Source organism: Paraburkholderia sp. 35.1 (genome assembly GCF_050436525.1).
Taxonomy (GTDB): Bacteria; Pseudomonadota; Gammaproteobacteria; order Burkholderiales; family Burkholderiaceae; genus Paraburkholderia; species Paraburkholderia tuberum.
This window is the reverse complement of record NZ_JBNDMJ010000001.1, coordinates 939,017-961,727: the sequence shown is the minus strand read 5'-3', so window position 1 is coordinate 961,727 and position 22,711 is coordinate 939,017. Positions and strand designations below refer to the sequence as shown.

The 22,711-nt window shown below is 62.9% G+C and carries 22 protein-coding genes and 1 pseudogene; 16 read left to right on the top strand and 7 right to left on the bottom strand.

What is annotated here, in order from left to right:
• Positions 1 to 25 precede the first annotated feature (25 nt).
• The 3 genes from OKW27_RS04660 to OKW27_RS04650 all read left to right on the top strand — a co-directional run bounded on the left by OKW27_RS04660 (position 26) and on the right by OKW27_RS04650 (position 3,594).
• Positions 26 to 1,192, top strand: coding sequence for a mandelate racemase/muconate lactonizing enzyme family protein (locus tag OKW27_RS04660; protein WP_090810943.1), 1,167 nt, complete (start codon positions 26 to 28; stop codon positions 1,190 to 1,192).
• Between the two features lie 146 nt (positions 1,193 to 1,338).
• Positions 1,339 to 2,709 (top strand): C4-dicarboxylate transporter DctA, encoded by a 1,371-nt coding sequence (gene dctA / locus OKW27_RS04655; protein ID WP_429332691.1) that lies wholly within the window; start codon positions 1,339 to 1,341, stop codon positions 2,707 to 2,709.
• Between the two features lie 39 nt (positions 2,710 to 2,748).
• A complete protein-coding gene (locus OKW27_RS04650) occupies positions 2,749 to 3,594 on the top strand; it encodes a Tar ligand binding domain-containing protein (protein ID WP_429332848.1) in 846 nt (281 codons plus the stop codon).
• Positions 3,595 to 3,628: 34 nt separating this feature from the next.
• Here the strand turns inward: OKW27_RS04650 and OKW27_RS04645 are convergent, their stop codons facing one another.
• The 4 genes from OKW27_RS04645 to OKW27_RS04630 form a co-directional block, all read right to left on the bottom strand.
• Entirely contained in the window at positions 3,629 to 5,152 is a 1,524-nt protein-coding gene (locus OKW27_RS04645) for an ATP-binding cassette domain-containing protein (RefSeq protein ID WP_429332690.1), read from the bottom strand.
• On the bottom strand, positions 5,149 to 6,075 hold the full coding sequence (locus OKW27_RS04640) for a branched-chain amino acid ABC transporter permease (protein ID WP_187613388.1): 927 nt from the start codon (positions 6,073 to 6,075) through the stop codon (positions 5,149 to 5,151). Before OKW27_RS04640 ends, OKW27_RS04645 begins: the two co-directional genes overlap by 4 nt.
• A 23-nt stretch (positions 6,076 to 6,098) precedes the next feature.
• Positions 6,099 to 6,974: a branched-chain amino acid ABC transporter permease gene (locus OKW27_RS04635; protein ID WP_429332689.1), complete on the bottom strand. Its 876-nt coding sequence runs from the start codon at positions 6,972 to 6,974 to the stop codon at positions 6,099 to 6,101.
• A gap of 91 nt (positions 6,975 to 7,065) precedes the next feature.
• Positions 7,066 to 8,331 carry an ABC transporter substrate-binding protein gene (locus tag OKW27_RS04630; protein WP_187613386.1) on the bottom strand — a complete coding sequence of 422 codons (1,266 nt, stop codon included), beginning with the start codon at positions 8,329 to 8,331 and terminating at the stop codon, positions 7,066 to 7,068.
• A gap of 576 nt (positions 8,332 to 8,907) precedes the next feature.
• On the opposite strand from OKW27_RS04630, the gene OKW27_RS04625 reads away from it, so the two are divergent.
• The 7 genes from OKW27_RS04625 to OKW27_RS04595 all read left to right on the top strand — a co-directional run bounded on the left by OKW27_RS04625 (position 8,908) and on the right by OKW27_RS04595 (position 16,024).
• Complete coding sequence (locus OKW27_RS04625) at positions 8,908 to 10,164, top strand: ABC transporter substrate-binding protein (RefSeq protein ID WP_429332688.1); 1,257 nt, start codon at positions 8,908 to 8,910, stop codon at positions 10,162 to 10,164.
• 40 nt (positions 10,165 to 10,204) lie between these two features.
• Entirely contained in the window at positions 10,205 to 11,074 is an 870-nt protein-coding gene (locus OKW27_RS04620; RefSeq protein WP_090810929.1) for a carbohydrate ABC transporter permease, read from the top strand.
• Positions 11,074 to 11,925, top strand: a complete 852-nt coding sequence (locus OKW27_RS04615) for a carbohydrate ABC transporter permease (protein WP_429332687.1) — start codon at positions 11,074 to 11,076, stop codon at positions 11,923 to 11,925. The genes OKW27_RS04620 and OKW27_RS04615 overlap by 1 nt, the downstream gene beginning before the upstream one ends.
• A gap of 57 nt (positions 11,926 to 11,982) precedes the next feature.
• Complete coding sequence (locus tag OKW27_RS04610; RefSeq protein ID WP_429332686.1) at positions 11,983 to 12,867, top strand: phosphatidylinositol-specific phospholipase C; 885 nt, start codon at positions 11,983 to 11,985, stop codon at positions 12,865 to 12,867.
• Positions 12,868 to 14,316: 1,449 nt separating this feature from the next.
• Complete coding sequence (gene phbB, locus OKW27_RS04605) at positions 14,317 to 15,060, top strand: acetoacetyl-CoA reductase (RefSeq protein ID WP_429332685.1); 744 nt, start codon at positions 14,317 to 14,319, stop codon at positions 15,058 to 15,060.
• Positions 15,061 to 15,435: 375 nt separating this feature from the next.
• Complete coding sequence (locus OKW27_RS04600) at positions 15,436 to 15,630, top strand: hypothetical protein (protein WP_244144728.1); 195 nt, start codon at positions 15,436 to 15,438, stop codon at positions 15,628 to 15,630.
• 139 nt (positions 15,631 to 15,769) lie between these two features.
• A complete protein-coding gene (locus OKW27_RS04595; protein ID WP_090810919.1) occupies positions 15,770 to 16,024 on the top strand; it encodes a hypothetical protein in 255 nt (84 codons plus the stop codon).
• 112 nt (positions 16,025 to 16,136) lie between these two features.
• Here OKW27_RS04595 and OKW27_RS04590 read toward each other — a convergent pair whose 3' ends face one another.
• Positions 16,137 to 16,514 (bottom strand): DUF3022 domain-containing protein, encoded by a 378-nt coding sequence (locus OKW27_RS04590; protein ID WP_090810917.1) that lies wholly within the window; start codon positions 16,512 to 16,514, stop codon positions 16,137 to 16,139.
• Between the two features lie 302 nt (positions 16,515 to 16,816).
• Between OKW27_RS04590 and OKW27_RS04585 the strand changes: the two are divergent.
• Positions 16,817 to 17,283 (top strand): annotated as a pseudogene (locus OKW27_RS04585) (ATP-binding cassette domain-containing protein); the annotation flags it as partial.
• Positions 17,284 to 17,327: 44 nt separating this feature from the next.
• Here OKW27_RS04585 and OKW27_RS04580 read toward each other — a convergent pair.
• Positions 17,328 to 18,191 carry an alpha/beta fold hydrolase gene (locus tag OKW27_RS04580; protein WP_429332684.1) on the bottom strand — a complete coding sequence of 288 codons (864 nt, stop codon included), beginning with the start codon at positions 18,189 to 18,191 and terminating at the stop codon, positions 17,328 to 17,330.
• A gap of 108 nt (positions 18,192 to 18,299) precedes the next feature.
• On the opposite strand from OKW27_RS04580, the gene OKW27_RS04575 reads away from it, so the two are divergent.
• Positions 18,300 to 19,151, top strand: coding sequence for a LysR substrate-binding domain-containing protein (locus OKW27_RS04575; protein WP_184069590.1), 852 nt, complete (start codon positions 18,300 to 18,302; stop codon positions 19,149 to 19,151).
• Between the two features lie 177 nt (positions 19,152 to 19,328).
• Here OKW27_RS04575 and OKW27_RS04570 read toward each other — a convergent pair whose 3' ends face one another.
• Entirely contained in the window at positions 19,329 to 20,459 is a 1,131-nt protein-coding gene (locus OKW27_RS04570; RefSeq protein ID WP_429332683.1) for an MBL fold metallo-hydrolase, read from the bottom strand.
• Positions 20,460 to 20,543: 84 nt separating this feature from the next.
• Here OKW27_RS04570 and OKW27_RS04565 point away from each other — a divergent pair, with 84 nt between their 5' ends.
• From OKW27_RS04565 to OKW27_RS04550, 4 genes are all read left to right on the top strand, one after another.
• Entirely contained in the window at positions 20,544 to 21,158 is a 615-nt protein-coding gene (locus tag OKW27_RS04565) for a TetR/AcrR family transcriptional regulator (protein ID WP_429332682.1), read from the top strand.
• A gap of 251 nt (positions 21,159 to 21,409) precedes the next feature.
• The gene (locus tag OKW27_RS04560; protein WP_090810907.1) at positions 21,410 to 21,784 is read left to right on the top strand and encodes a hypothetical protein; all 375 of its coding nucleotides are present in this window, start codon (positions 21,410 to 21,412) and stop codon (positions 21,782 to 21,784) included.
• 4 nt (positions 21,785 to 21,788) lie between these two features.
• The gene (locus OKW27_RS04555; protein ID WP_090810905.1) at positions 21,789 to 22,136 is read left to right on the top strand and encodes a hypothetical protein; all 348 of its coding nucleotides are present in this window, start codon (positions 21,789 to 21,791) and stop codon (positions 22,134 to 22,136) included.
• Positions 22,137 to 22,159: 23 nt separating this feature from the next.
• The gene (locus OKW27_RS04550; RefSeq protein ID WP_090810903.1) at positions 22,160 to 22,651 is read left to right on the top strand and encodes a lytic transglycosylase domain-containing protein; all 492 of its coding nucleotides are present in this window, start codon (positions 22,160 to 22,162) and stop codon (positions 22,649 to 22,651) included.
• The last annotated feature ends 60 nt before the right edge of the window (positions 22,652 to 22,711 follow it).

Genomic DNA, 22,711 nt, shown 5'->3' with positions numbered 1-22,711 from the left:
TGTTCAACTCTCTGGAGACAGTGGCGTGAGAATCGTTGAAATCCGCGAAAAAACCGTTCCGATCAGTTCCCCGATCCGGAACGCCTACATCGACTTCAGCAAAATGACCTTGAGTCTCGTCGCGGTCGTCACGGACGTCATTCGCGACGGCAAGCCGGTGATCGGCTACGGCTTCAACTCGAACGGCCGTTACGGTCAGGGCAAGCTGATGCGCGAGCGCTTCATCCCGCGCCTGCTCGAGGCCGCCCCTGCCTCGCTGGTCGACGACTCCGGCGACAATCTCGATCCCCACAAGATCTGGGCGACGATGTTCATCAACGAGAAGCCCGGTGGCCACGGTGAGCGGTCCGTCGCCATCGGCACGATCGACATGGCCGTCTGGGACGCGGTGGCGAAGATCGCGGGCAAACCGCTGTTTCAGCTCCTCGCGCAACGGTACGGCAATGGCGAGGCCAACCGCAAGATCTTCGTCTACGCGGCGGGCGGCTACTACTATCCGGGCCAGGACCACGAAAAGCTCAAGGATGAGATGCGCAGCTACATCGACCGAGGCTACACGGTCGTGAAGAAGAAAATCGGCGGTGCCTCGCTCGACGAAGACCTGCGACGCATCGACTCGATCCTCAGCGTGCTGCAGGACGGCCAGAAGCTCGCGGTCGATGCCAATGGCCGCTTCGACCTCGATACGGCGATCAGGTATGCGAAGGCCCTGTCGCAGTACGACCTGTTCTGGTACGAAGAGGCGGGCGACCCGCTCGACTTCGAGTTGCAGGCGACGCTGCGCAACTACTATGACAAGCCGATGGCAACTGGCGAAAACCTGTTCTCGATGCAGGATGCTCGCAACCTGATCCGCTACGGCGGCATGCGCCCCGATCGCGACTGGCTGCAATTCGATTGCGCGTTGAGCTACGGCCTCGTTGAATATCTGCGAACGCTCGACATGCTGCACCAGCATGGCTGGTCGCGCAGCCGTTGTATTCCCCACGGCGGGCACCAGATGTCGCTGAACATCGCGGCGGGCCTCGGACTTGGCGGCAACGAATCGTACCCGGACCTGTTCCAGCCATACGGCGGCTTCCCCGACGGCGTTCGCGTCGAGAACGGATATATCACGATGCCGGAGCTGCCCGGCATCGGCTTCGAAGGCAAATCCGACCTCATCGCCGAGATGCGCAAGTTGGCTGAATAACGCGCGCGCGCAACGGCACCGACCAGTATTCCCGGTTGAATGGCTCATATAAAGACGGAACGAAGCCGGCTCAATGCGGCCTTTCCACGCTGCTGCGTGGGAGGGCCGCATTTTCCCTTTGAAGACGCCACGCACAGGAGACAGACATGCCAGTATCGAAAGTAAGAAGAGCACTTTCCAAGCTGTACGTTCAGGTCCTCATCGGCATCGTGGCCGGTGTCCTGCTCGGCCACTTCTACCCCGAGCTCGCCTCGCAGATGAAACCGCTGGGCGACCTGTTCATCAAGCTGATCCGGATGCTGCTTGCACCGATCATCTTTGCATCGGTCGTGGTCGGGATTGCGCGCATGAACGACCTTCATCAAGCGGGCCGGGTTGGCGTGAAAGCCCTCCTGTATTTCGAACTGGCCTCGACCATTGCGCTCATAGCGGGAATGGTGGTCGTCAATGTCATCAAACCCGGCAGCGGAATGAACATCGATCCCTCGCAGATCGATGCCGCTGCGATTTCGACCTACACGCACGCGGCGCAGCAACACGGCATGCTCGACTTCTTCATGAGCGTCGTTCCGAATAGCATCGTCGGGGCATTCGCCAAAGGCGAGATGCTTCCCATCATTTTCTTTTCAGTCCTGCTCGCCATCTCGCTGGCAAAGCTCGGACCTCGTGCCGCGCCATTCGTCGACATGCTCGACATGTTCCTTCAAGGAATGTTCGGCGTCGTGCGAATCGTCATGTACGTTGCTCCGATCGGCGCGTTCGGGGGCATGGCCTTCACCATCGGCAAATACGGCATCGGCACCTTGGCATCGTTCGGCGAGTTGATGCTTTGTCTGTATCTGACTTCGTTCTTCTTCGTGTTCGTCGTGCTCGGCCTCGTCATGAAAATGTGCGGGCTATCGCTGTGGAAGTTTCTCCGCTACATCAGGGACGAGATTCTGATTACGCTCGGCACGGCGTCGACGGAAGCGGTGTTGCCGCAAATGCTGATCAAGATGGAGGCGATGGGCTGCGCTCGCCCAGTGGTCGGCATGGTCTTGCCCACCGGCTACACGTTCAATGCCGATGGAACGGCGATTTATCTGACGATGGCGGCCTTGTTCATCGCCCAGGCGATGAACGTCCACCTGAGCATCTGGGACCAGTTGCTCGTGCTCGGCGTCCTGCTGCTCACGTCGAAGGGCTCTGCGGGTGTGGCCGGGGCGGGATTCGTCGCACTGGCCGCGACGCTCGCCTCGATGCACAAGATTCCCGTGGAAGGCCTCGTGCTGCTGCTCGGCGTGGACCGCTTTCTCAACGAGGCGCGCGCAGTCACGAACCTGATCGGTAATGGCGTTGCCACCGTCGTCGTCGCTCGCTGGGAGGGGCAACTCGACAGGAACCTGGCGCGCGCGGTGCTGGATCGCGACAATACGCCTCACTTCCGCACACCTGGTCCTGCCGCGCAACCGGCGATCCCGCCCGCACCGACGACCGAAGCCGCCGCGGTTCTCGACGGCTCGCCGAATCATCAATAGAACTGAACTTTTCCGGGTGGGTGCCGTTAATGCAGAGATATCTCTCCCGTTTCCGAGGCCGAGGCGGCCTTGTCGAAGGCCGTGGCCGACGCCCGGGAAGCGATGCTGCATGGCGCACTCGAGCCGATGATGGACGCGATGAGCCGTGGCGACCATGAAGCCGCCGACCACGATGCGATGGTCGTGATGCCACCGCTGTCGGCGGCTCTCACGCAGAAAACCGCGGATCTGGACAAGTTTCGCAACGAGCAGGGCAATGTGCGTTACAAGACGGCACAGGACCGGTATGACACCCTCGTGACGATTACCGGAATCGCGATCGCCGTCGGTCTTCTGACCTGCGTCACCTGCGGTTTCACGCTGCTTCGCGCAATCGCGCGCCCGATCGATATGACGGTGCGCCATGTCGAGCGACTCGCTCAGGGTGACATGTCGCAGCAATTGCGCTTCGACAGCGATGACGAAATGGGTCGCCTCGTCAGAAGCGTCGGGCAGATGCAGAAGGACATCGGCACGATGATCGAACAGATCGCGCGCGGCAGCGAGTCGATCGCATCCGCGACCCAGCAGATCTCGGCCGGCAACGCGGACCTGTCGGCGCGCACCGAGACGCAGGCGGCGTCCATCGAGGAAACGGCGGCGAGCATGGAGCAACTCACCAATGCCGTCACGGAGAACGCCGCGCACGCGCGTGAAGCGCGCGAACTGGCCGACGCGACGAAGGCGACGGCCGGTGCGGGTGCGGACGTGGTGCGTCAGGTCATCGCCGCGATGACCGACATTCACGACGGTGCGAAGAGGATGGGCGAGATCATTTCGCTGACCGAGCAGACCGGTCTGCTGACGAAGACGGCGGGTCGATTTCGCTTTGCGTCCCTGTCCTGATGCCGCGCTATGGGCTCGCCTGCCGCTGCCGGCCTTAGCTGCGCGCGTCGCCGGAGGTCGTGGCGTCGGGCTCGCCGGTAGGCACCGCCTCGAGAAAGCCGCGCCCCATCTCAGCCTCGAAGCGCGAAGCGCTGCCCTCCCAGATGATGCGTGCATGTTCGAGCACGTAGACACGGTCCGCCTGCGGCAGCGCAAACCTGACGTTCTGCTCGCCCAGCAGTACGGTAATGGGCGTGGACTTTTGCAGCGAATCCAGCGCTTTCGACAATTGCTCGAGAATCACGGGCGCGAGCCCCAGTGTCGGTTCGTCGAGAATCAGCAGCTTCGGCTGGGTCATCAGCGCGCGCGCGATCGCGAGCATTTGCTGCTCGCCGCCGGAAAGCGTGCGCGCGGTTTGGCCCTGGCGCGATTTGAGGATCGGAAAGAGATCGAACAGCCACGACAGCTGTTTGACGCGCACCGTATCGGCGAGATGATATCCGCCGAGTTCGAGATTCTCGCGTACCGTCATATCGCCGAATAGCTCGCGCGTTTCCGGGCATTGCACGAGGCCGGCGCGCGCGATCGCGGCTCCGCTGCTGCCGCGCAGATCGCGCCCGTCGAAGCGAATCGTCCCTTTGTACGGCACGAGGCCCGAGAGCGCGTTGAAAAGCGTCGTCTTGCCCGCGCCGTTCAGACCGACAACCGATACGAACTCGCCCTCGCGCACCTGCAGACTGACGTCGTCGAGTGCGCACGCCTTGTCGTAAAGCACACGCACACCGGTCACCTCGAGGATCGTGGGTCTGGCAATGCCCGCGGCTCCGGTGCGCTGGCGCAACTCCAGCTTGCTGCCCAGATAGACCCGGCGCACCGTCTCGTTCTGCATCACTTGTTCGGCGGTGCCCTCGGCGACATGCTCGCCAAGGTACATCGCGAGCACGCGGTCGGCGAGCGCGGACAGACTTTTGACGTTGTGATCGACCAGCAGCACCGCGCGGCCTTCGGCGCGAAAGCCGCGAATCAGCTCGGAAAACGCCTCCGATTCCGCCACCGTCAGTCCCGCGAACGGCTCGTCCACCAGCACGACCTGCGGGTCGCGCGCAATCGCTTTGGCCATCTCCATGCGGCGCAGATCCGCAAATGGCAGTGTCGCGGGATGCCGATGCATGACGGCGGCAAGGCCCACACGCGAGGCAATTTCCTGCGCGCGCCGGTGCACGTGCGGTTCGGCGGCCAGCTTGACGAGCGAATCAGGAAGCAGCGCGAGCTTGATGTGTTCCAGCACCGTCTGCCGATGGAGCGGCCGCGAATGCTGAAACACGATGCCCACGCCCGCGCGCGCGATCCGGTGCGGCGCCCAGCCGGCCATCTCCACGCCATTCACCTTGACCGACCCCGCGTTGGGCCGCTCGATGCCCATGATCAGCTTCATGACGGTGGACTTGCCCGAGCCGTTTGGTCCGATCAGGCCAAGAATCTCGCCGGGCCGGATGTCGAAGCCGATATCCTTCACGGCGACGAGACCGCCGAAGCGCTTGGTCAGTCCGCGTACGCAGAGCAGCGGCGTGTCGTTCATTGGCGCTCCCTCGCACGCAGCAGATTGCCGAGCAGACCGTCTGGAAAGAACAGCAGCGCCGCCAGTGCGACCGCCGCGACGACGAATGTGTTGAGCTGGCCGAGCGGGCGCAGAAATTCGCCGGCGACGATCAGGAAGATCGAGCCGAGCACCGCGCCGAGTATCGTGCGGCGTCCGCCGAGCACGGCCGCGATGATGATCTGTACTCCCACGCTGAGATCCACCACCGTGCTCACGGAGGCCGTGCCCTGGTAGAACACCAGCATCGCGCCGGCCACGCCGGAGAAAACGGCGCTGATGCAAAAGGCCACGAGCTTGTGTCGCGTGACGTTGAAACCCAGCGCCTGCGCGCCGGTCGCGTCCTGGCCGCTTGCCTGCAGGATCAGACCGACTGCCGAACGCGACAGGCCGAACAGCAGGACGGCGCAAACGATCAGGAACGCGAGCGCGATCCAGTAGTTATGGTTCGCATCGACCGACATCACGTCCGGCACCATCATGCCGATCTCGCCGCCAGTTATGCCCGCAAAGATCACGATGGCGTTCTGCAGCAGCAGCACGGCCACGAGCGTAACCAGCCCGAAGTAAGGACCGCGCAACCGCAGCGCGGGCACCGCCAGCAGCAGGCCGCCCACCAGCGCGACGCCGCCGCCAGCGAGCACGCAAACGGGTATGGGCAGACCCCATCTGGCGTCGAGGATCGCGGCCGAATAGGCGCCGAGTCCGATCAGGAACGTCGGCCCGAAGTTGACCTCGCCGGCAAAGCCGAACAACAGGTCCCACGACATGGCGAACACGCCGAAGTAATACGCAACCGTGAGCACGCCGAGGATGTAGCCCGAAAGCCACCATGGCAACGTCGCCGCCATCGCGACGAGCGCAACGGCGATCCATGCGCCACGCGAACGGAGAAGAACGGACATGGGGGTACGCTCCATTCGCACTGTTAGCGGCGTCCCAGGAAGCCCTGGGGTCTTACATACACCACGAGCACCAGCAGCAGCAACGCGGGCAGCGGCCGCAGGGTCGGCGCGATCAGATAGGCCGTAACGGTTTCCAGATAACCGACGACATACGCGGCCATCAGCGAACCGGACACGCTGCCGAGCCCGCCCAGCACCACAATGGAGAATGCGCTGGCCGTGAGCTGCCCCGCATTGTTGGTGCTCACGCCGAGGAACGAAGCGAGCAGCACGCCCGCGATACCGGCCAGCACCCCATAGATGCTCCACGCGAGAAGATAGATTCGGGAGAGTTCGAAACCGAGCAGCGTGAGACCACGAGGGTTCATCGAAGCCGCGAGCAGCGCCTTGCCCGCGCGCGTGCGGTTCACGAACAGCCACAACAGGGCGATCACGGCCCAGCAGACCGCCGCGATCATGATTTCGTTGAACGGCACGCGCACGCTGCCGACCATCGCCACACCGCTGATCAGCGGGCGCATCGTCACCGGGTTGTCGGTGAAGAGCCACGCCATGCCCTGCTGGATCATGATGCCCCACAGCAGCGTGCCGGTGAGCACGAAGATTTCCTTCTCTTCGCCGGGAATCGCGGCCGAGCGTTGAATGGGCCGCACCACCATCAGGTAGGTGACGAAGGCCGTCACGAGACCCGCCAACACGCCGAGCAGCGTGCCGAGATAGGTGCCAAGTCCCGCCTCGCCCGCGAGCATCCAGCCCATCAGCGCCGCGACCAGCATCACGCCGCCGTGCGCGAGATTCAAGATGCCGGAGACGCCGAAGATCAACGTGAAACCGATCGCGCCCAGCGCGTAGAGGGAACTGATCGCAAAGCCGTCGACGAGAATCTGCAGTAGCAACATGCCCGGCCTTTCATGTTGGTTAAGGTGTCGATGCGTGCGCTGTCCGGGCCTTCGCTACGCGCGGGTCCGGACAGTCGCGATCGTCGCGCTGCTAGTTCGCGCTTGCCTGCTGCACCTTCATGAAGGTCGGGAATTTGACCACGCCGTTGGCAATCGACTTGGGCCAGATCGCAACCTGCTTGCCGTTTTGCCATTGCAGGTCGATGCCCGTGATATAGCCGGGCCCGTACTTCAGCGCGTGCGTGAACTGATCGCTCTTGCCGTAGAACTGCCAGCGTCCGATCGTGCCCACGTAGTCGGTTTTCTCGAGTGCGTCGACCATCCGGTCCGGATCGGTCGAGCCCTTGTTGCGCTTGATCGCGTCCGCGAGGATGTAGACGAGGTCGTAGCTCGTGAAGCCGCAATACGCCGGAGAAACGCCGAACTTCTTCTGATACTCATCCGTAAAAGGGATCGTTTTCGGCGTGATCGCCACGCCCGGCGCCGCGGCCGAGGCCGTGATCACGCCTTCCGTCGCGCCGTTCGTGTCCTTCCAGAAGCTCGTGGTCGTGGCCTGCGAGCTTTGGCCCGACATCGGGATCGGCACCTGCTGGTCGTGCCATTGCACGGTCGGCTGCACGCCAACGTGGCTGATGCCGGTGGTGATCGTATCGGGGTGCTTCGCCTCGATCTGGTTGAAGATCGGCGTGAAGTCGGAAGTGTCAGGATTGAAGCGGATGTGATCGAGCACCTGAAGCCCCGCTTTGGGCAGGCATTCGAGGTAGCGTTCGTCGAGCGGCTTGGTCCACGCCGCGTCCTCGCTCATGACGACCGTCGTTTTCATCTTGAACTGGCCGACCAGAACGTCGTGTGAGAAGTCGCAGATGGACTGTGCGATGAACGCCGACGTCATCCAGCCGTGGAACGTGTACTTGTAGTGGTCGTAGTCGTCGTGAACGTGCTTCGAAATGTCGTTGCTAGCCGCGCCGGGCGTAATGAAGGGCATCTTCAGGCGTCCCGACCACGGCTCCATCGCGAGCGCCACTTCGCTGATGTAGCTTCCGATCACAGCGACTACCTTGTCCTGGGTCGCCGCGCGCTGGAAGGCGCGCACGCCGTCCGAAGCCGATGAATGGTCGTCGTACGCGACGATCTGGATGGGCCGGCCATCGACGCCACCGCTGGCGTTGATCTGGTCCGCGGCGAGTTGCGCCGCCTTGCTGATCGAAGCGCCCGCCACCGAGGATTCTTCGCTGATCACGCCGATCTTGATCGGCTCTGCCGCCGCATGGGCGCCTGCCGGCAGACCCAGGCCCGCCGCTACCATCCCCGTCGCGACGACGCAATGAAAGTTTCGCCACACACTGTTACTGGACATCATGCATCTCCGATTCGAAAGGATCGTTGAGCAACATTTGCCCGCCACATCGCAGCATTTGAAGAATGCGCACACAACAATATTCACGGGACTCGCAGCGCTCAATCGGTACAAACGATGACCGGGTCCCTACGGATTTCATGGTGCAGAGCGGAAAAAATTTTGCCGCCCGCGCCGCCGGACGCGGTTTGTCGTTTGTCCATAGTGAGAGCGAATGGCTATGGACCGCGAGATTAGCGGCCTTCGTCCTCTCGCTCATTCGTGATCCGAAGCATTGTGGCCGCATCGCTTTGCGGGGTTGGTGCGGCGGTTCAATGGACCAATCCGCGCCATGATCAGCCGAGGGCGGTCGCGGCGCGGAAACGGACCACGCGGCAAGCGTGCCTGCGTGCGGGTCCGAACACTGCGCGGCAACCCTGCTTGCTGACACATGTACGTCATGCTAGGTTGCTGCAATTCCCGCTGCCGCATCTGGCATCTATTTTTCGCAACGCTGCGCGCGATCAAAGAAAACGGGGTGGGTTGCTCTGGACTCATCGTACGCATACGCCTTTCCCCTGGAGGAATTCAAGAGCCATGGCTTCAATGATCCAGCGGACGACCCTGTTCGCCTGCCTGCGCGCGACTTCCGTCGCGGCTTGCCTGTCCATCGCCGCCCTTGGTGCCCATGCCGCGGATCTCGTGATCGCAGGCCGGGACGACATCTACGGCCGCGGACTCGCGCAGGCGGTGGACGGCTACAAGAAACAGCACCCGGGCGTCGATATCGAGTTGCTGAAGCTGCCGAACAACGACCTGTATCAGAAACTGAAGCTGTCATTACGCGAAAACACGCGCGCCTATGACCTGGTGATGATGGACGACACCTGGTCCCCCGAATTCATCGCCAACGGATGGCTTCAGCCGCTGCCCGCCACGCTCGCGGATGCCGACATGGTGACGTCCACGATCTCCCTCGGACGCACGTCGACGGGAACCTTGTACGCGATGCCGATCGTCGGCAATGTCGAGATGTTCGCTTATCGCAAGGATCTGCTCGCGAGTCGCGGCCTGCAGCCGCCGCGCAGTTGGGACGACGTGCTGAAGATCGCGCAGACCATCGGCACTGCCGACAAGGACGTCTCGGGTGTCGTGTTTCGCGGCGTGAAGGGTAACCCCATCGTCACCGGTTTTCTGCCGATCCTTTGGGCCTATGGCGGAGATGTCGTCGACACCAACGGCAAGGTCACGATCGATTCGCCCGAAGCGCTGGCCGCGCTGAAGATGCTGCTCGCCCTGAAGAAGTGGGCGCCGAAGGACGTCGACGTATATGGCGCCGGTGAAGTGCGAGACGCCCTGCAGGGCGGCACGGCCGCGCAGGCCATCGAAGTGTGGCCCGCCTGGCTGCCCGCGCTCGACGATCCGGCGAAGTCGCGCGTCGTCGGCCAGGTCGCGCTGCAACCGCCGCCCGGTCAGGTCAAGGGGCCGGCGCCGATGCTCGGCATCTGGCAAATGGGTATTGCGAAAGATGCGGCACATGCGAAAGTGGCGGCGGATTTCCTCGCCTATCTGACTTCGTCGGCCACGCAAACACAACTGGCCGTGCTCGGCATTCCGCCGACGCGCAAGAGCGTCTTCGTCAATCCGACGCTCGTCAAACAGTATCGCTGGTACCCGGACCAGCTGAAGGCGCTCGAAGCGGGCCGTGCGCGGCCTCGCGTGAAAGACTGGCAGCAGATCGAGGCGATTCTCGGCGACGCGTTGCAACTCGCGCTGACGGGGCAGGCCGCGCCCGACGCAGCCTTGCATCAGGCGGCGCAGAAGATCGCCCAGGCCAACGCCGCATTGCAGTGAAAGCGGCGGTGACAGCGCAGACAAGCGTGGGAAAGAGTCGATGAGCGGATTGCGACGTTATCTGCCGCTGATCGTCCTGATGAGCCCAGCCGCGCTCGTGCTCGGCGTGCTGGCGCTCTACCCGATGGCGCGCGTGCTGATCGATTCGTTTTTCTCGGTGAATTACGCGTCGGGGCATCGCTCGTTCATCGGGCTCGCCAACTATCGATCGGTCATTGCGGACGGCGAGTTCGGCACGAGTTTCGTCAATACGATCCAGTTCATGAGCGTGGCCTCGCTCGCTGAAGTCCTGTTCGGCCTCGCGCTCGCGCTGCTGTTCGTGCGCGCGTTTCCGGGCCGGCGCATCGCGTTGCCGCTCGCCGTGCTGCCGATGATGCTCTCCACGCTCGTGTGCTCCGCCATTTGGCGCAATTGGCTCAATTACCGCGGCTTCCTGAATGCGCTGCTCACGGCGGCAGGTCTGCCGGCGGTGCCCTGGTTATCCGATCCGCACCTCGCGCTCTGGTCGCTGATGTTGGTCGATGTCTGGCAATGGACGCCGATGGCATTCCTGATCATTCTCGCGGGGCTGCAGTCGATTCCGCCGGAAATCGCCGAGGCGGCCCGCATCGACGGCGCGAACGAATGGCAGTGCCTGCGATACATCACGCTGCCGCTCGTTGCACCCCACGTCGCCCTCGCGATGCTGCTGCGCTCGATCGACACCTTCAAGCTGTTCGACAAGGTGTACGCATTGACGGGCGGCGGTCCGGGCAATGCCACGCAAACGCTGTCGACGTACATCTACGACACGGGTTTCCGGTTCTTCAACGTAGGACCCGCCAGCGCGGCTTCGGTACTGATGCTGCTCACGTGCGCGGTGCTGGTCTCGGGATACATATGGAAATCGGCCGTCAAGCGCGACCGTTGATGCCTCTCGCACGCTTGCAGGGTTTCGCGCGACGCTCGTCCGCTGCCGCGGTGCGAGGGCTGTTGCGGATCGCTGCGCTCGCGGTGTTGCTGCTGCCGTGCATATGGATGGCTGGCGCGGCCTTCACGCCGACGCTGGAACGCCTCGCCCATCCGCTCGCGTTGTGGCCTTCGGCGCCCACGTTCGAGCATTTCGCGGCGGTGTGGGAAAGCGGCATGGCCCAGGCGGTGCTGAACTCCGTGTGGGTCGCGCCAGGCGCCACGTTGCTCGCGCTCGCGCTGGCTTTTCCGGCCGCTTATGCCCTCGCGCGGCTTGCGTTTCCCGCGCGCCTCGATCTGCTGTTCCTGCTGCTCGTGCTGGCACTGAAGCTGATGCCGCCGATTACGGTGGCCGTACCGCTGTTTTCGCTGGCCAAGTGGCTCCATCTGCTCGATTCGCTGTTTGGGCTGATACTCGCCTATCAGCTGTACGCGCTGCCGATGGCGATCTGGATGTTGCTGCCGTTCGTGCGCGACGTGCCGATCGAATTCGAGGAGGCCGCGGCGCTCGACGGCGCGAACCTCGCGCAGCGCATCGTCTTCATCGTCGTGCCGCTGTGCGCGCCAGGTCTCGTTGCCACCGCCATCTTCGTGTTCATCATCGCGTGGAACGAGTTTCTGCTGGCGCTGTTGTTCGTCTCGTCGCCGAGTCATTTCACGCTGCCGCTCGCCATGGCGGGTTATGTGACCGAGAACGGCATCGACTGGGGCGAACTGATGAGCGCGGGGCTGATTTCGTCGGTGCCGACGCTTCTGCTCGCGGGCTATGTGCAGCGCTATCTGCTGCAGGGCTTTTCGGGCGGGTTGAAGTAGGGGGCTCCGACTTCACGCCGCCGCTGCAGCAGACGCTTTGCTTATCCAGAGGTTTTCTTGCGCCCTGCCCTGACTGATCACACCGTTTCGCCGGCTGACTGGATGTCGGCCATCGATGGCAGCCGCTTGCTGTCCGCACTGACCTTGCCGGGCAGCCATGACACCTGCGCCTACACGGTCGATGACCGGCTCGCGCGCACGCAGCATGCCACGCTCGACGATCAGTTGCACCATGGCGTACGGGTCCTCGACATCCGCTGCCGCCATGTGCGTGATCGCTTCGCGATTCATCACGGCGGCATCTCGCTGGGTCTGACTTTCGACGATGTGGTGCGGACATGCGCTCAGTTTCTCGCGCTTCACCGCGGCGAATGTATCGTCATGTCCGTCAAGGACGAATGGCCCGCGCGCGACTGCGCCCGCGCGTTTGCCGCGACCTTCGAATCGTATGTGGAAAGACATGCGGATGTGCGCTGGCACCTTGCTTCCGGGCGGCCGCGGCTGGAGGCGGTACGCGGGAGCATCGTGCTACTGCGGCGCTTCGCGAGTGAAGAGCCGCTCGGCATCGACCTGACAGTCTGGCCCGAGAACGCGACGTTCGATATCGACGTCGTGCCGGCGCCATTCACCATTCAGGACGAGTTTCGCGTGCCGGTGCCGACATCGATCGCTTACAAATGGCGCGCCATCGATTCACTGTTGAACCTCGCCCCCGCTCTGTGCGACGAGCGGTGGGTCATCAACTTTTGCAGCGGCACGGGGATGGCGGCGCCGCCGGTCGTCGTGGCGTGTGGCGATACACGGCATCGCGGCATTCACGAGCAACTTGCTGAGCGACTCGCGGCTCGTCCGGAACCACGCGGCACGCTGATGCTCGACTTTTGCGACTGGCAGGACTGGCGCCTCGTTGATGCGTTGATCGACTGCAACTGGAGCCGATAAGGTTTCGCTGCGGGTATGACGTTGCCCGCGAACGTCAGCGTGGTTCCTTGTTTGCCTGAGGCTGCCGCGGTGGCGGCTTCGATTCTTGTCCGCGTTGCGCCGATTCACGCGTACAGGCGTCCGGCGGCGTGACATAAGGAACGTCGTCGCGGCAACAGGCATAGATCGGAAACCCATACGCGTTCGTGCCGACGACGGTCGTTGGCCCGTGCAGCGGGCACACCGCCTTCATGGCGCCTCCTTGAAACTCATCGATCAATCGCTTCCATCTTACGCTCGCGTGCGAACGGTGTTTTATGTGCGCCTGCGTTGCCCTTCGAAACCCGGTCCCGTTCACCGCTGCCGACACGCATTCGCTATGCGTGCCGCGCCGCAGCGTTCGTCATTCTCTACAGCACGCGCCGCGGACGAGCGACGCTCCCTGGGCAGCCGCCCCCTCGTGCAGAGCGAGCCGGCCGGGCCCAGGCAGAAGTGTCTGACAGGGTCGGCTGAATTGTCATTTTCTTGCATAACATGCAATGATGCATCCGGGTGGTGCTCACTGCAGTGTCCTGTCATTTCGGTCATTTTCGTGACATTGTTGGGGTGCTCTGCGAAGCAATCGGAGAGCGCACTCATCATCGCTGGCCATTCGCGTCCTTCGTTCGGACGTTCAAACGTCGACTTAGCTCGACTACGCCCCTGACAGCCGACCTTTCTGGATAGGGTATTCACCTAGCCTTTCTTCTCAAAAATTTAACATTTCGAAGTTAGAATTAACCTTCTAAAATCGATTGTTATGTCATTTCATGACAGTTGAAGTAGAGGGCGAAGCATCTGGTCAGTGGCACGGCAGGATTGACGAGGGTTATGGCCAATCGATCGGCCGCGACCCGATTATGGACACGTGTCGTCATTCGACTGTTGAATACCGACGATCAGAAGTGCGATCCGGGCCGAACTGGTTTTGTGGTGTTTATTTAGTCTTACTTATAACACTTTTGCTCCGGAATCCTCTGCGACCGACATTCAGCACGTTCATTGCGCATGTCGTCTCCGGGCCAAGCGGGTTCGAAATCAATCGAGGGAGAAGCAATGAGAGACCTTTCGTCCGAAGTTTTGCTGAAATTCTGCCGAACGAATGCGTCGATTTTTCTTTCGCTCGCCAGCGAAGTGTTTGAAGGGCGCAGAAACTCGCCGCCCTGAACCGGCAGGCGAGAAACACCATTCGGGGCATCTGGAATCTTTGAGCAGTGCGCCGGCGCGGCATATCGCCGCGAGCTGACGCACCCGGCTCCATTCGCGCAATACCACAAGCCTATAAAAACCCGCGCAGTTCAATCAATGCCGCAGCCGTTCCTCCCTTGACGCTGGAGGCGGCAGCGCATTGTGGCAAAGCGATGGCGGGTATGCGAGACGGCCATTGGGTATTCACGATCCTCGCAGACATTACGATCACGGATGGAAAGGATGACGGAACGAATCGTAGTAGTAACGGGCGGCATGGGCGGCCTGGGAGAAGCGATCAGTACGAAACTGCACGACGCAGGGTATGCGGTGGTAGTCACGCACTCGCCGAACAACACCGGTGCGGACAAATGGCTGGCTGACATGGAAACTCAGGGCCGGAGCTTCCGCGCTTACCCGGTCGATGTGGCCGACTACGACTCATGCCAGCGTTGCGCGGACAAGGTTCGGGCGGAGGTCGGCCCGGTCGACATCCTGATCAACAACGCGGGGATCACCCAGGACATGACCCTCAGGAAGATGGACAAGGTGAACTGGGATGCGGTCATTCGCACGAACCTCGATTCGGTCTTCAACATGACCAAGCCGCTGTGCGAAGAGATGGTCGCACGAGGCTGGGGGCGCATCGTCAATATTTCGTCCGTCAACGGTTCAAAAGGCTCGGTCGGCCAGACCAACTACGCCGCGGCCAAGGCCGGCATGCACGGCTTCACCAAGTCGCTGGCACTGGAAGTGGCGCGCAAAGGGGTCACCGTCAACACGATTTCGCCGGGCTACCTGGCCACCAGGATGGTCACCGCGATTCCGCAGGAGATTCTCGATACGAAGGTCCTGCCGCATATCCCGATGGGCCGTCTCGGCAAGCCCGAGGAAGTCGCGGCGCTCGTGCTCTATCTCTGCTCGGATGATGCCGGCTTCGTGACCGGCTCCAACATCGCGATCAACGGTGGCCAGCACATGCAGTAACGCGACACACCGCGCCGGTATGCGCCGGAACATCGGACGAAGCGGCGTGAACCATTCACGCAACACCCCTGTGCTTCCATGAGAGGAACGTGTCATGAGTGAGACCTGGATGGGCCTGATCATTGGGGGCTCGGCCCTCAGCATCGCAATGCTGATGGTGATTGATCACTATCGCCGTGAGCGCAGACGGGCACGACTGCTACGACATCTGGATCATCATGAGTGGTGGCATCAACCGCGCGGGCGAATGTAGATGCATCGTCCGTGCCAATAACAAATCAGATACATCGAGAGGGCTGAAGAATGACACCGGAAACCCCCGGACAACTAAAGGCCACAGGCCATCAGATTACGGTTCGTGCGAGGCGCGGCTGCATGCGGGTCGCCGCAGTGTGGCAGGTATTGATGCCGGTCGCGGATGCCATCGAGGACGTACGGATTACGAGCAACCGTAAACGTGACGTCGAAGACATGACGATCGCGTTTGCCGACAGGCTCTCCGGATCGCTGCACACCGTTCTCAGGCAGTTCGAGACGATGCCGTGGGTGGCCGCCGCGGAGCTTTGCTGAACACCGGGGCCGTGCCGCTAGCAATGGGTCGCGTCGCCACGCGCGCCCCGCGCCCCGCATGGGTTGTTTGGCACGAACCGGCCAATTGAAGCCGGACGTATACGACCGGACCCGGCCGGTCACCACCTGAGAGAAGTGGATGAAAACAACAATCAAGAAAGGGCCCCCGGACAGGGAGAGCCCCTATACACCCCTGACCGCTGGAGATGCGATTTCCCATCTCGAACGGATCCTGTCCTCCGATGGCGCGGATTCGTTGTTCAGCCGGACCTACTGGCGCGCGCGTGTTCAGCAGGTGAGCGCTACTCAAGGACTGACTCCGCAGCAGCAGGCAAGGCTCGTGAAGTTGCTCGAGTCGCTCCCGCCCCCGGTCCCGAGCGAAGAATCGTGCTAGTCACTTTTCGACCTCGCTACATCGTGGAGATTCGGGCGCAACTCGATTGGCAGGCGGCTGCCGGCTCGGACAGCCAATCGCCAGGCCGCGGTCGCACGCCGTCCGCGATGGATCAGAGCTGATCGTCGACATCCAGCAGCCGATCCTCCACCTGCAGGTCTTCGGCGCACTCTCCCCGCAAGGGCAGCTCACCGCCTTCCGGTCGGGGTCGATCGCGGACCATTTGGCAGAGGCGTTCGCGCACGAGGATACGTTGTGCCGTGTCCATCTGCGCGTAACGCTGAATCTGCGAATCCGAAAAGTGGAGTGTGAGCACGCATCGCGCATCCAGCGTCGTGTCGCCATGTGACTCGACGACCCAGGAGGCCTGGATGAAGAACGTCCGGCCGTCGTCGTAGCTGCTGATCGCGGGCGCCTTCGGCGACTCGAATAGGGTGGAAAGAGCCAGTTCGATTTCTTCTACGCGCTGGTTCAGATCGATGTCTTTCATTGAAACTCCTCCTTGTGGTCGAGGGCCCGGTTGCGTGGCCTCGGGCATTGTCGTGACCGCGGGTTCGCTCGACGCTGCGCCCGAGTCGCCCGCTGGCACGACGGCGCTCGCGTGTCAGCACTATGCGTGCCGGCTTTGCGCCTGGCCCCGCCGAATTGATGAATCGATGAATACGCGAGCAAGAACTGTGTCCGGCTGCCGCTGGCCGCCCAATGAAGAGGCAGCGCGCTTCGGCTGAAGCCGTCGAAATCGCTGGCGCGTCCCGAAGTGGGTGCGCGGCTCGTGAAGCAAAGCGCGGACTACGACCGTGCCAGCGCGCGCTGGCCGGCATCGGCTGGGTGCCGCAGGAACGCAATATCTTCAAGTCGCTGACGGTCGAAGAGAACCTGACGGCGATCGCCGTGTCCGGTCCGTGGGATCTGGCTCGCATCTACCGGATGTTCCCGCGCCTGCAGGAGCGCCGCGCCGATATGGGCAACCAGCTCTCCGGCGGCGAGCAGCAGATGTTGGCCATCGGCCGCGCGCTGATGCTCAATCCCAAGGTGCTGCTGCTCGACGAACTGCTCGAGGGCCTCGCGCCGATTATCGTGCAGGACTCCTCTCGGAGATCATCCGCGAAGGCCTCTCAGTGATTCTGGTCGAGCAGAACGCGCGCAAGGCGCTGGGCATCACGCACAACGCCGTGGTGCTCGAGCGCGAATCGGTCGTTCATTCGAGTACGGCGGCCGAGTTGCTGGCCCAGGATCACAAGATCGATACCTTGCTGGCCGGGAAAACCAGCGTGCACGCCGGAGCACTCTCCCGTCAACCGGGCTACGCCGCGAAAGTCGCAACCGCCCTGTTGAACGCATCCGGTCTCGCGACATTCATCCCATGCGACGCACCGTCGATCGTTTCGCGTTCGGCAAACTCGATCCACTGTTCGAGCTTGTCGACCGTATTGCGGAACATACGGGGACTTTTCTGGCCGTCGATCAACAACGTACGGCACTTGATATCGCGCGCGGCTTCCGGCGTATAGGCGGGAAGCGGATCGAGCAACTGCTTTGGCAGCGTGAGCGCGTTGTCGAGCGCCATGCGACGAAAGCTCTCCGGGCTTTTGTTCCAGAACCCCGGCATGCTCACCGAGTCGACGAACATCGACAAGCCGGCGTCGAACTCGCCCCGCTCGATCAGTTCCGCGACCCGTGCGCGCAACACGTTGGTCGCCGGCGGCATGAACGCGGGCTGCCCCCTCGGTTCGGTTTGCAGCGGGCCGCCGGGATCGGCTAGCGTCAGCGTTTTCACGAGGCGCGGAAATTCGCGCGCGAGATGGAAAGCCACGCACCCACCCCGCGAGTGACCGACCAGATGAACGGGAGCAAGGTCGAGCGCCGTGATGAATCCGGCAATTTCCTCGACGTGCGCCTCCCAACTGAAGTCGCTGTGTCCAAATGCATCGATCTCGGGCCAGTAATGGCTCAAGCTCGGCGCGAAGCAGCGAAACCGGCCCGACAGGGAGGCCATCTGGGCGTCCCAATAGCGATAGTCGCAAAGCGAGCCGTGCACGAACACCATCGGCTCGCCGCGCCCGGACTCGACATACGGTATCGCAAGACTCGATGCGGTGGTCACAAACGATGGCGCGGACGCGCCAACGGCCGAGGCCAGAATCGATGGGCTGATACGTGCATTCATCACAGGGCTCCTTTGTCGCCACTATCGAGGGTGTGCTCGCAAAAGAAAATCGCATAATATTGATGGAATCGATCTACTTTTCTGATATCAACCATCATGGCAACGGAAATGAAAGCGCTCGATCTGGACGTGCTGTCCATGATCATCGCGGTCGCGGACGCCGGCACGATCAGTCGCGCGGCGCAGGTCGTGCATCGTTCGCAATCGGCGGTGAGCATGCAGATCAAGACGCTCGAGACGGCGCTCGGCAAGGCGCTTTTCGTGCGCAAGCCTCGCAGCGTGGTGCCGACGCAGGACGGCGAAATGCTGTTGACCTACGCGCGGCGGATGATCGCCCTGCGCGACGAAGCGTGGGCAGCGGTGGTACGGCCCGACGTGACCGGACGCGTGGTGATCGGCGTGCCTGACGACTATGCGACGTCACTGTTCCCGCCGATCCTCAAGAAATTTTCGGCGACCTATCCGAAGGTGGAGATTCAGGTAGTGGGCCTGCCAAGCGTCGCTCTCGAGCCCATGTTGAAAGACGGCACGGTCGATCTCGTCTGCGCCACGCGCGTGAAAGGATTGCACGGCGAGTTCCTGCGTCACGAACCGATGGTCTGGGCCGCCGCGCCAGGCGCGACCGAGATCTGGCGTGAAAGGCCCTTGCCGATCGCCGTGTTTTTGCCCGGCAGCGTCGCGCGGGAGAAAGCCATCCGGAGCCTGGAGCGCGCGCGCATCACGTATCGAACCTCGTATGAAAGTCCGAGTCTGCTGGGTCTGCTGACGATGGCCGAGGCCGGACTCGCAGTGACTCCTTTGGCCAAGTGCGCGGTACCGGCTCACTTCTCGCTGCTGGGAACCGCGAATGGCCTGCCGGAAATCGGCACACTTGAAGTCGTGCTGGCGCGAAGTGCCGCTTCGAAACGGCCCGTGTGCGATTTTCTCGCGGAACGCATTCTCGCCGACCTGAAGAATTAACCCGCAGATCGACGGTTGCGTATCACGCCGCGACGGACAGTTCCGACGGAGCGTACTTCGAGGTCGCGAGCGCCTCGGCGGGAACGGCAACGTGCGCGCGCCGCACCAGCGCGCCGCCGCGAAACAGTCCGCTCGGTCGCTCTCGTGCGCCGCAAAGACGTGGCGGTGCCAACGACCTCAGGACGACTCCCCCTCCTGGACCCCGCGCGACGCGCACATCCGCCACGAAGCCTTCGGCACGGCAGCGGTTTGCGCAACGTCGCGCCACCAGCGTTCGCCGCGATGCACCGCGGTCAGATCGAGCCGCTCGCCCATGCGCGGTGTCGACAGCGCGACGCCGCGCGCGAGCGCCAGCCCCGTCACCCTTTCGAACGGCTCCTGCCAGCGATGCATCGCGAGGTCGAAGGTGCCGTTATGGATCGGCACGAGCCAGCGGCCGCGCAGGTCGATATGCGCCTGCACGGTTTCTTCGGGCTGCATATGGACGTATGGCCACATCGCGTCGTACGCGCCGGTTTCGATCAACGTGACGTCGAATGGTCCGAGGCGCTCGCCGATCGCGCTGAAACCCTCGAAGTAACCGGTGTCGCCGCTGAAAAATACGCGCACATCGTGATCGACGATCACCCACGACGCCCACAACGTCCGGTTGCCGTCGAACAGGCTGCGCCCGGAGAAGTGCTGCGCGGGCGTCGCGGTGAACTCGATGCCCTCGACCTCCGTGCCCTGCCACCAGTCGAACTGCCGGACCTTTGCCGCGTCGATACCCCATTCGATGAGCCGGTCGCCGACCCCAAGCGGCGTCAAAAACACCTCGGTACGCTGCGCCAGGATCAGCACGGTTTCGCGGTCGAGATGGTCGTAGTGATCGTGCGACAGGATCACGCCGCGCAGCGGCGGCAAATCGTCGAGCGAGATCGGCGGCGCATGAAAGCGCTTCGGACCGAGATTGCGGAACGGAGACGCCCGCTCGGCGAACACGGGATCGGTCAGCCAGAACTTGCCGCGCAACTTCAGCAGCATCGTCGAATGACCGAGCCGGTACAGGCTGCGGTCGGGCGCCGCGTCGAGTTGCGCGCGCGTCAGCCTTTCGACCGGCAACGCGTCGGCCGGCACGGTGCCGCGCGGCTTGTTGAACAACACCGTCCACGCGAGGCCGAGCGTTTTGCGCAGGCTTTCCGCCGGACGCGGCTTGACGTTGCGAAAGCGCTCGCCGTCATGCTGCGGCGACAGGCTGAACCTCGCGCGGCTGCGCTGTGCGGCGTTCACGCCGAGCATTCGGCGGACAAAGGCGGGAAGCGACGTCATGAAGTTGACCTTCCGAAGAAAATGTACACTCGGCAGTGTAGATTATCTTAAAGAAAAGTAAACTGCTCAGTGTAAAATCGTTGGATGGAATCCTGTGCCCGCCCCCAACGTCTGACTGACCGAAAGCGCGTCGCGATCGTCGCTGCCGCGATCGAGGAATTCCTCGCGGCCGGCTACGACGCTACCAGCATGGACCGTATCGCCGCCCGCGCGAATGTCTCGAAGCGCACGGTCTATAACCATTTCCCGAGCAAGGAAGCACTTTTCGCGGCGATTCTCCATCAACTGTGGGATGCGAGCCATGACGGCGATGCACCCTCTTATCGTGCTGACCAACCGTTGCGCGCGCAGTTGCTCGATCTGCTGGAGCGCAAGCTGCGGCTGCTTCACGACGAGTCCTTTTTGTCGCTTGCACGGGTGGCGATCGCGGCTGGCATCCATTCGCCGGAGCGCGCGCGGGACATGGTCGCTCGCATGGGCGAACGCGAGGAAGATCTGACGGCGTGGGTCCGGGCGGCCGCCGCGGACGGCCGCATCAAGACCGATGACCCCGTCTTCGCGGCACTGCAGTTGCAGGGGCTCGTGAAGGCTTTTGCCTTCTGGCCGCAAGTGGCGATGGGGCAAGTGCCGCTCGATGCCAAGGAGCAGAAGCGCATCGCGGAAGCGGCGGCGGATATGTTTCTCGCGCGGTATGCGTGAGTCGGTTCGTCGGGTTGGGGCGTCAGGTCGATCGCGTCCCGACGAGCGTACGCGTAGCAATCGCTGTGGCTTTACCCGACAGGGCAAGAAGTTCTCTGCTCGAAGGCGGAGGTGCACGCAGCAACCTTCCGGGAAGCGGCGCCGCAAGAGCGAACTCTTTCTTTTTTCGCAAACGTTTGCCCCCAGGTATCAAGTCTCGGCATCCCAAGCCGAAAACGCGTACATCGCTACGAAACTTTGGAGACCCCGACGTGACGCGCGCTGTGCTCTTACTTGCCGTAATGTTTGTAACAGGCTGCGCACAACTGCAGCAGCCCAATACGGCTCAAGCCGAGAAACCTGCGGTGTCGGACGTGATCATGAAGTTCGACATTCCCGCCGATGCACTCGGCGCGCGCGATCCGCAACTGACTACGGTGCTCGCCAAGGCTGGTGCGCTCGCCGCCGCGCAGAAGCAGCCCACTGTGATCCGCGTAACGGCGCTGGGCCAGGACTTCAAGTACATCAACCAGGCGATCTGGCGGGGCGTGCCGCAGCAGGGGCTCAAACCCACGCTCGAAAACCTGACGAGCGGCACGAACCAGACGTACAGCGTCTCGATCCAGCCGCTACGTGCGGGGAGCTGACACGATGCGCCTGATTGCTTTCGCCGCGGCATCGCTATGCTTAAGTCCGGCCGCATGGGCGGGCCAGCCCGCTGCCAGCGCGCCTGCGACTGCGGCCGGCACTGCCACCGCTGCCACCACAGCCTCTGCGGACAAGGTCTACCCGCCGCTGCCCACGCTCTCCATGCTGCCGCCCTCCACCGGCGACGACGACGATCTTCCCGCGCCGCGCTCGACGTCGCACAACAAGAAAAAGACGCACCAGCACGATTGCCGCTGCGCGATGCCCACGCCGCGCCTCGTCGTCTCCGATGCGTCGCGCACCTATCTCAAGGACATCGAGCGGCAGCTCGATTCCGCGCTGGCGCAGTAAAGCAGGACCTGGAGCCCCGACTCATGGACCAGCACAAGACCAACGCCTTCCGCCCTTTGCGGTCGTGGGCCCTATGCACCTGGGCGGCGCTGCTGGCGCTCGGCAGTTCGACCGCGCAAGCCGCCCCGTCCGCCGACGATTGCTTCGACAAGGCCGGCGCTTACCAGGGCGTCAATCCGCACGTGCTGCGCGCCGTGGCATGGCGCGAATCGAAAGGCGACGCGAGCGCCATCAACCGCAACGCCAACGGTTCGATCGACGTGGGGCAATTGCAGATCAATTCGATCCACTTTCCTGAACTCGAGAGCCGGGGCATTCCGCACCGCGCGCTCACGGACCCGTGCGTGAATATCTTCGTGGCCGCGTGGCTGCTCAAGCAGAAGATGGTGCGATACGGCAACACATGGCGCGCAATCGGAGCGTATCACTCGGAATCGCCGCACGAGCGCGACGCCTACGCGCGCAGCATCCAGGCGATTCTCGTGAGCTGGGGGCTGTTGCAGCCGGAGCGGTAAGGTTCAGGCGCAGGCCTGTCGGGGCAAAGCCGCCACGCCCGACCTGACGAAGCAGGCAAA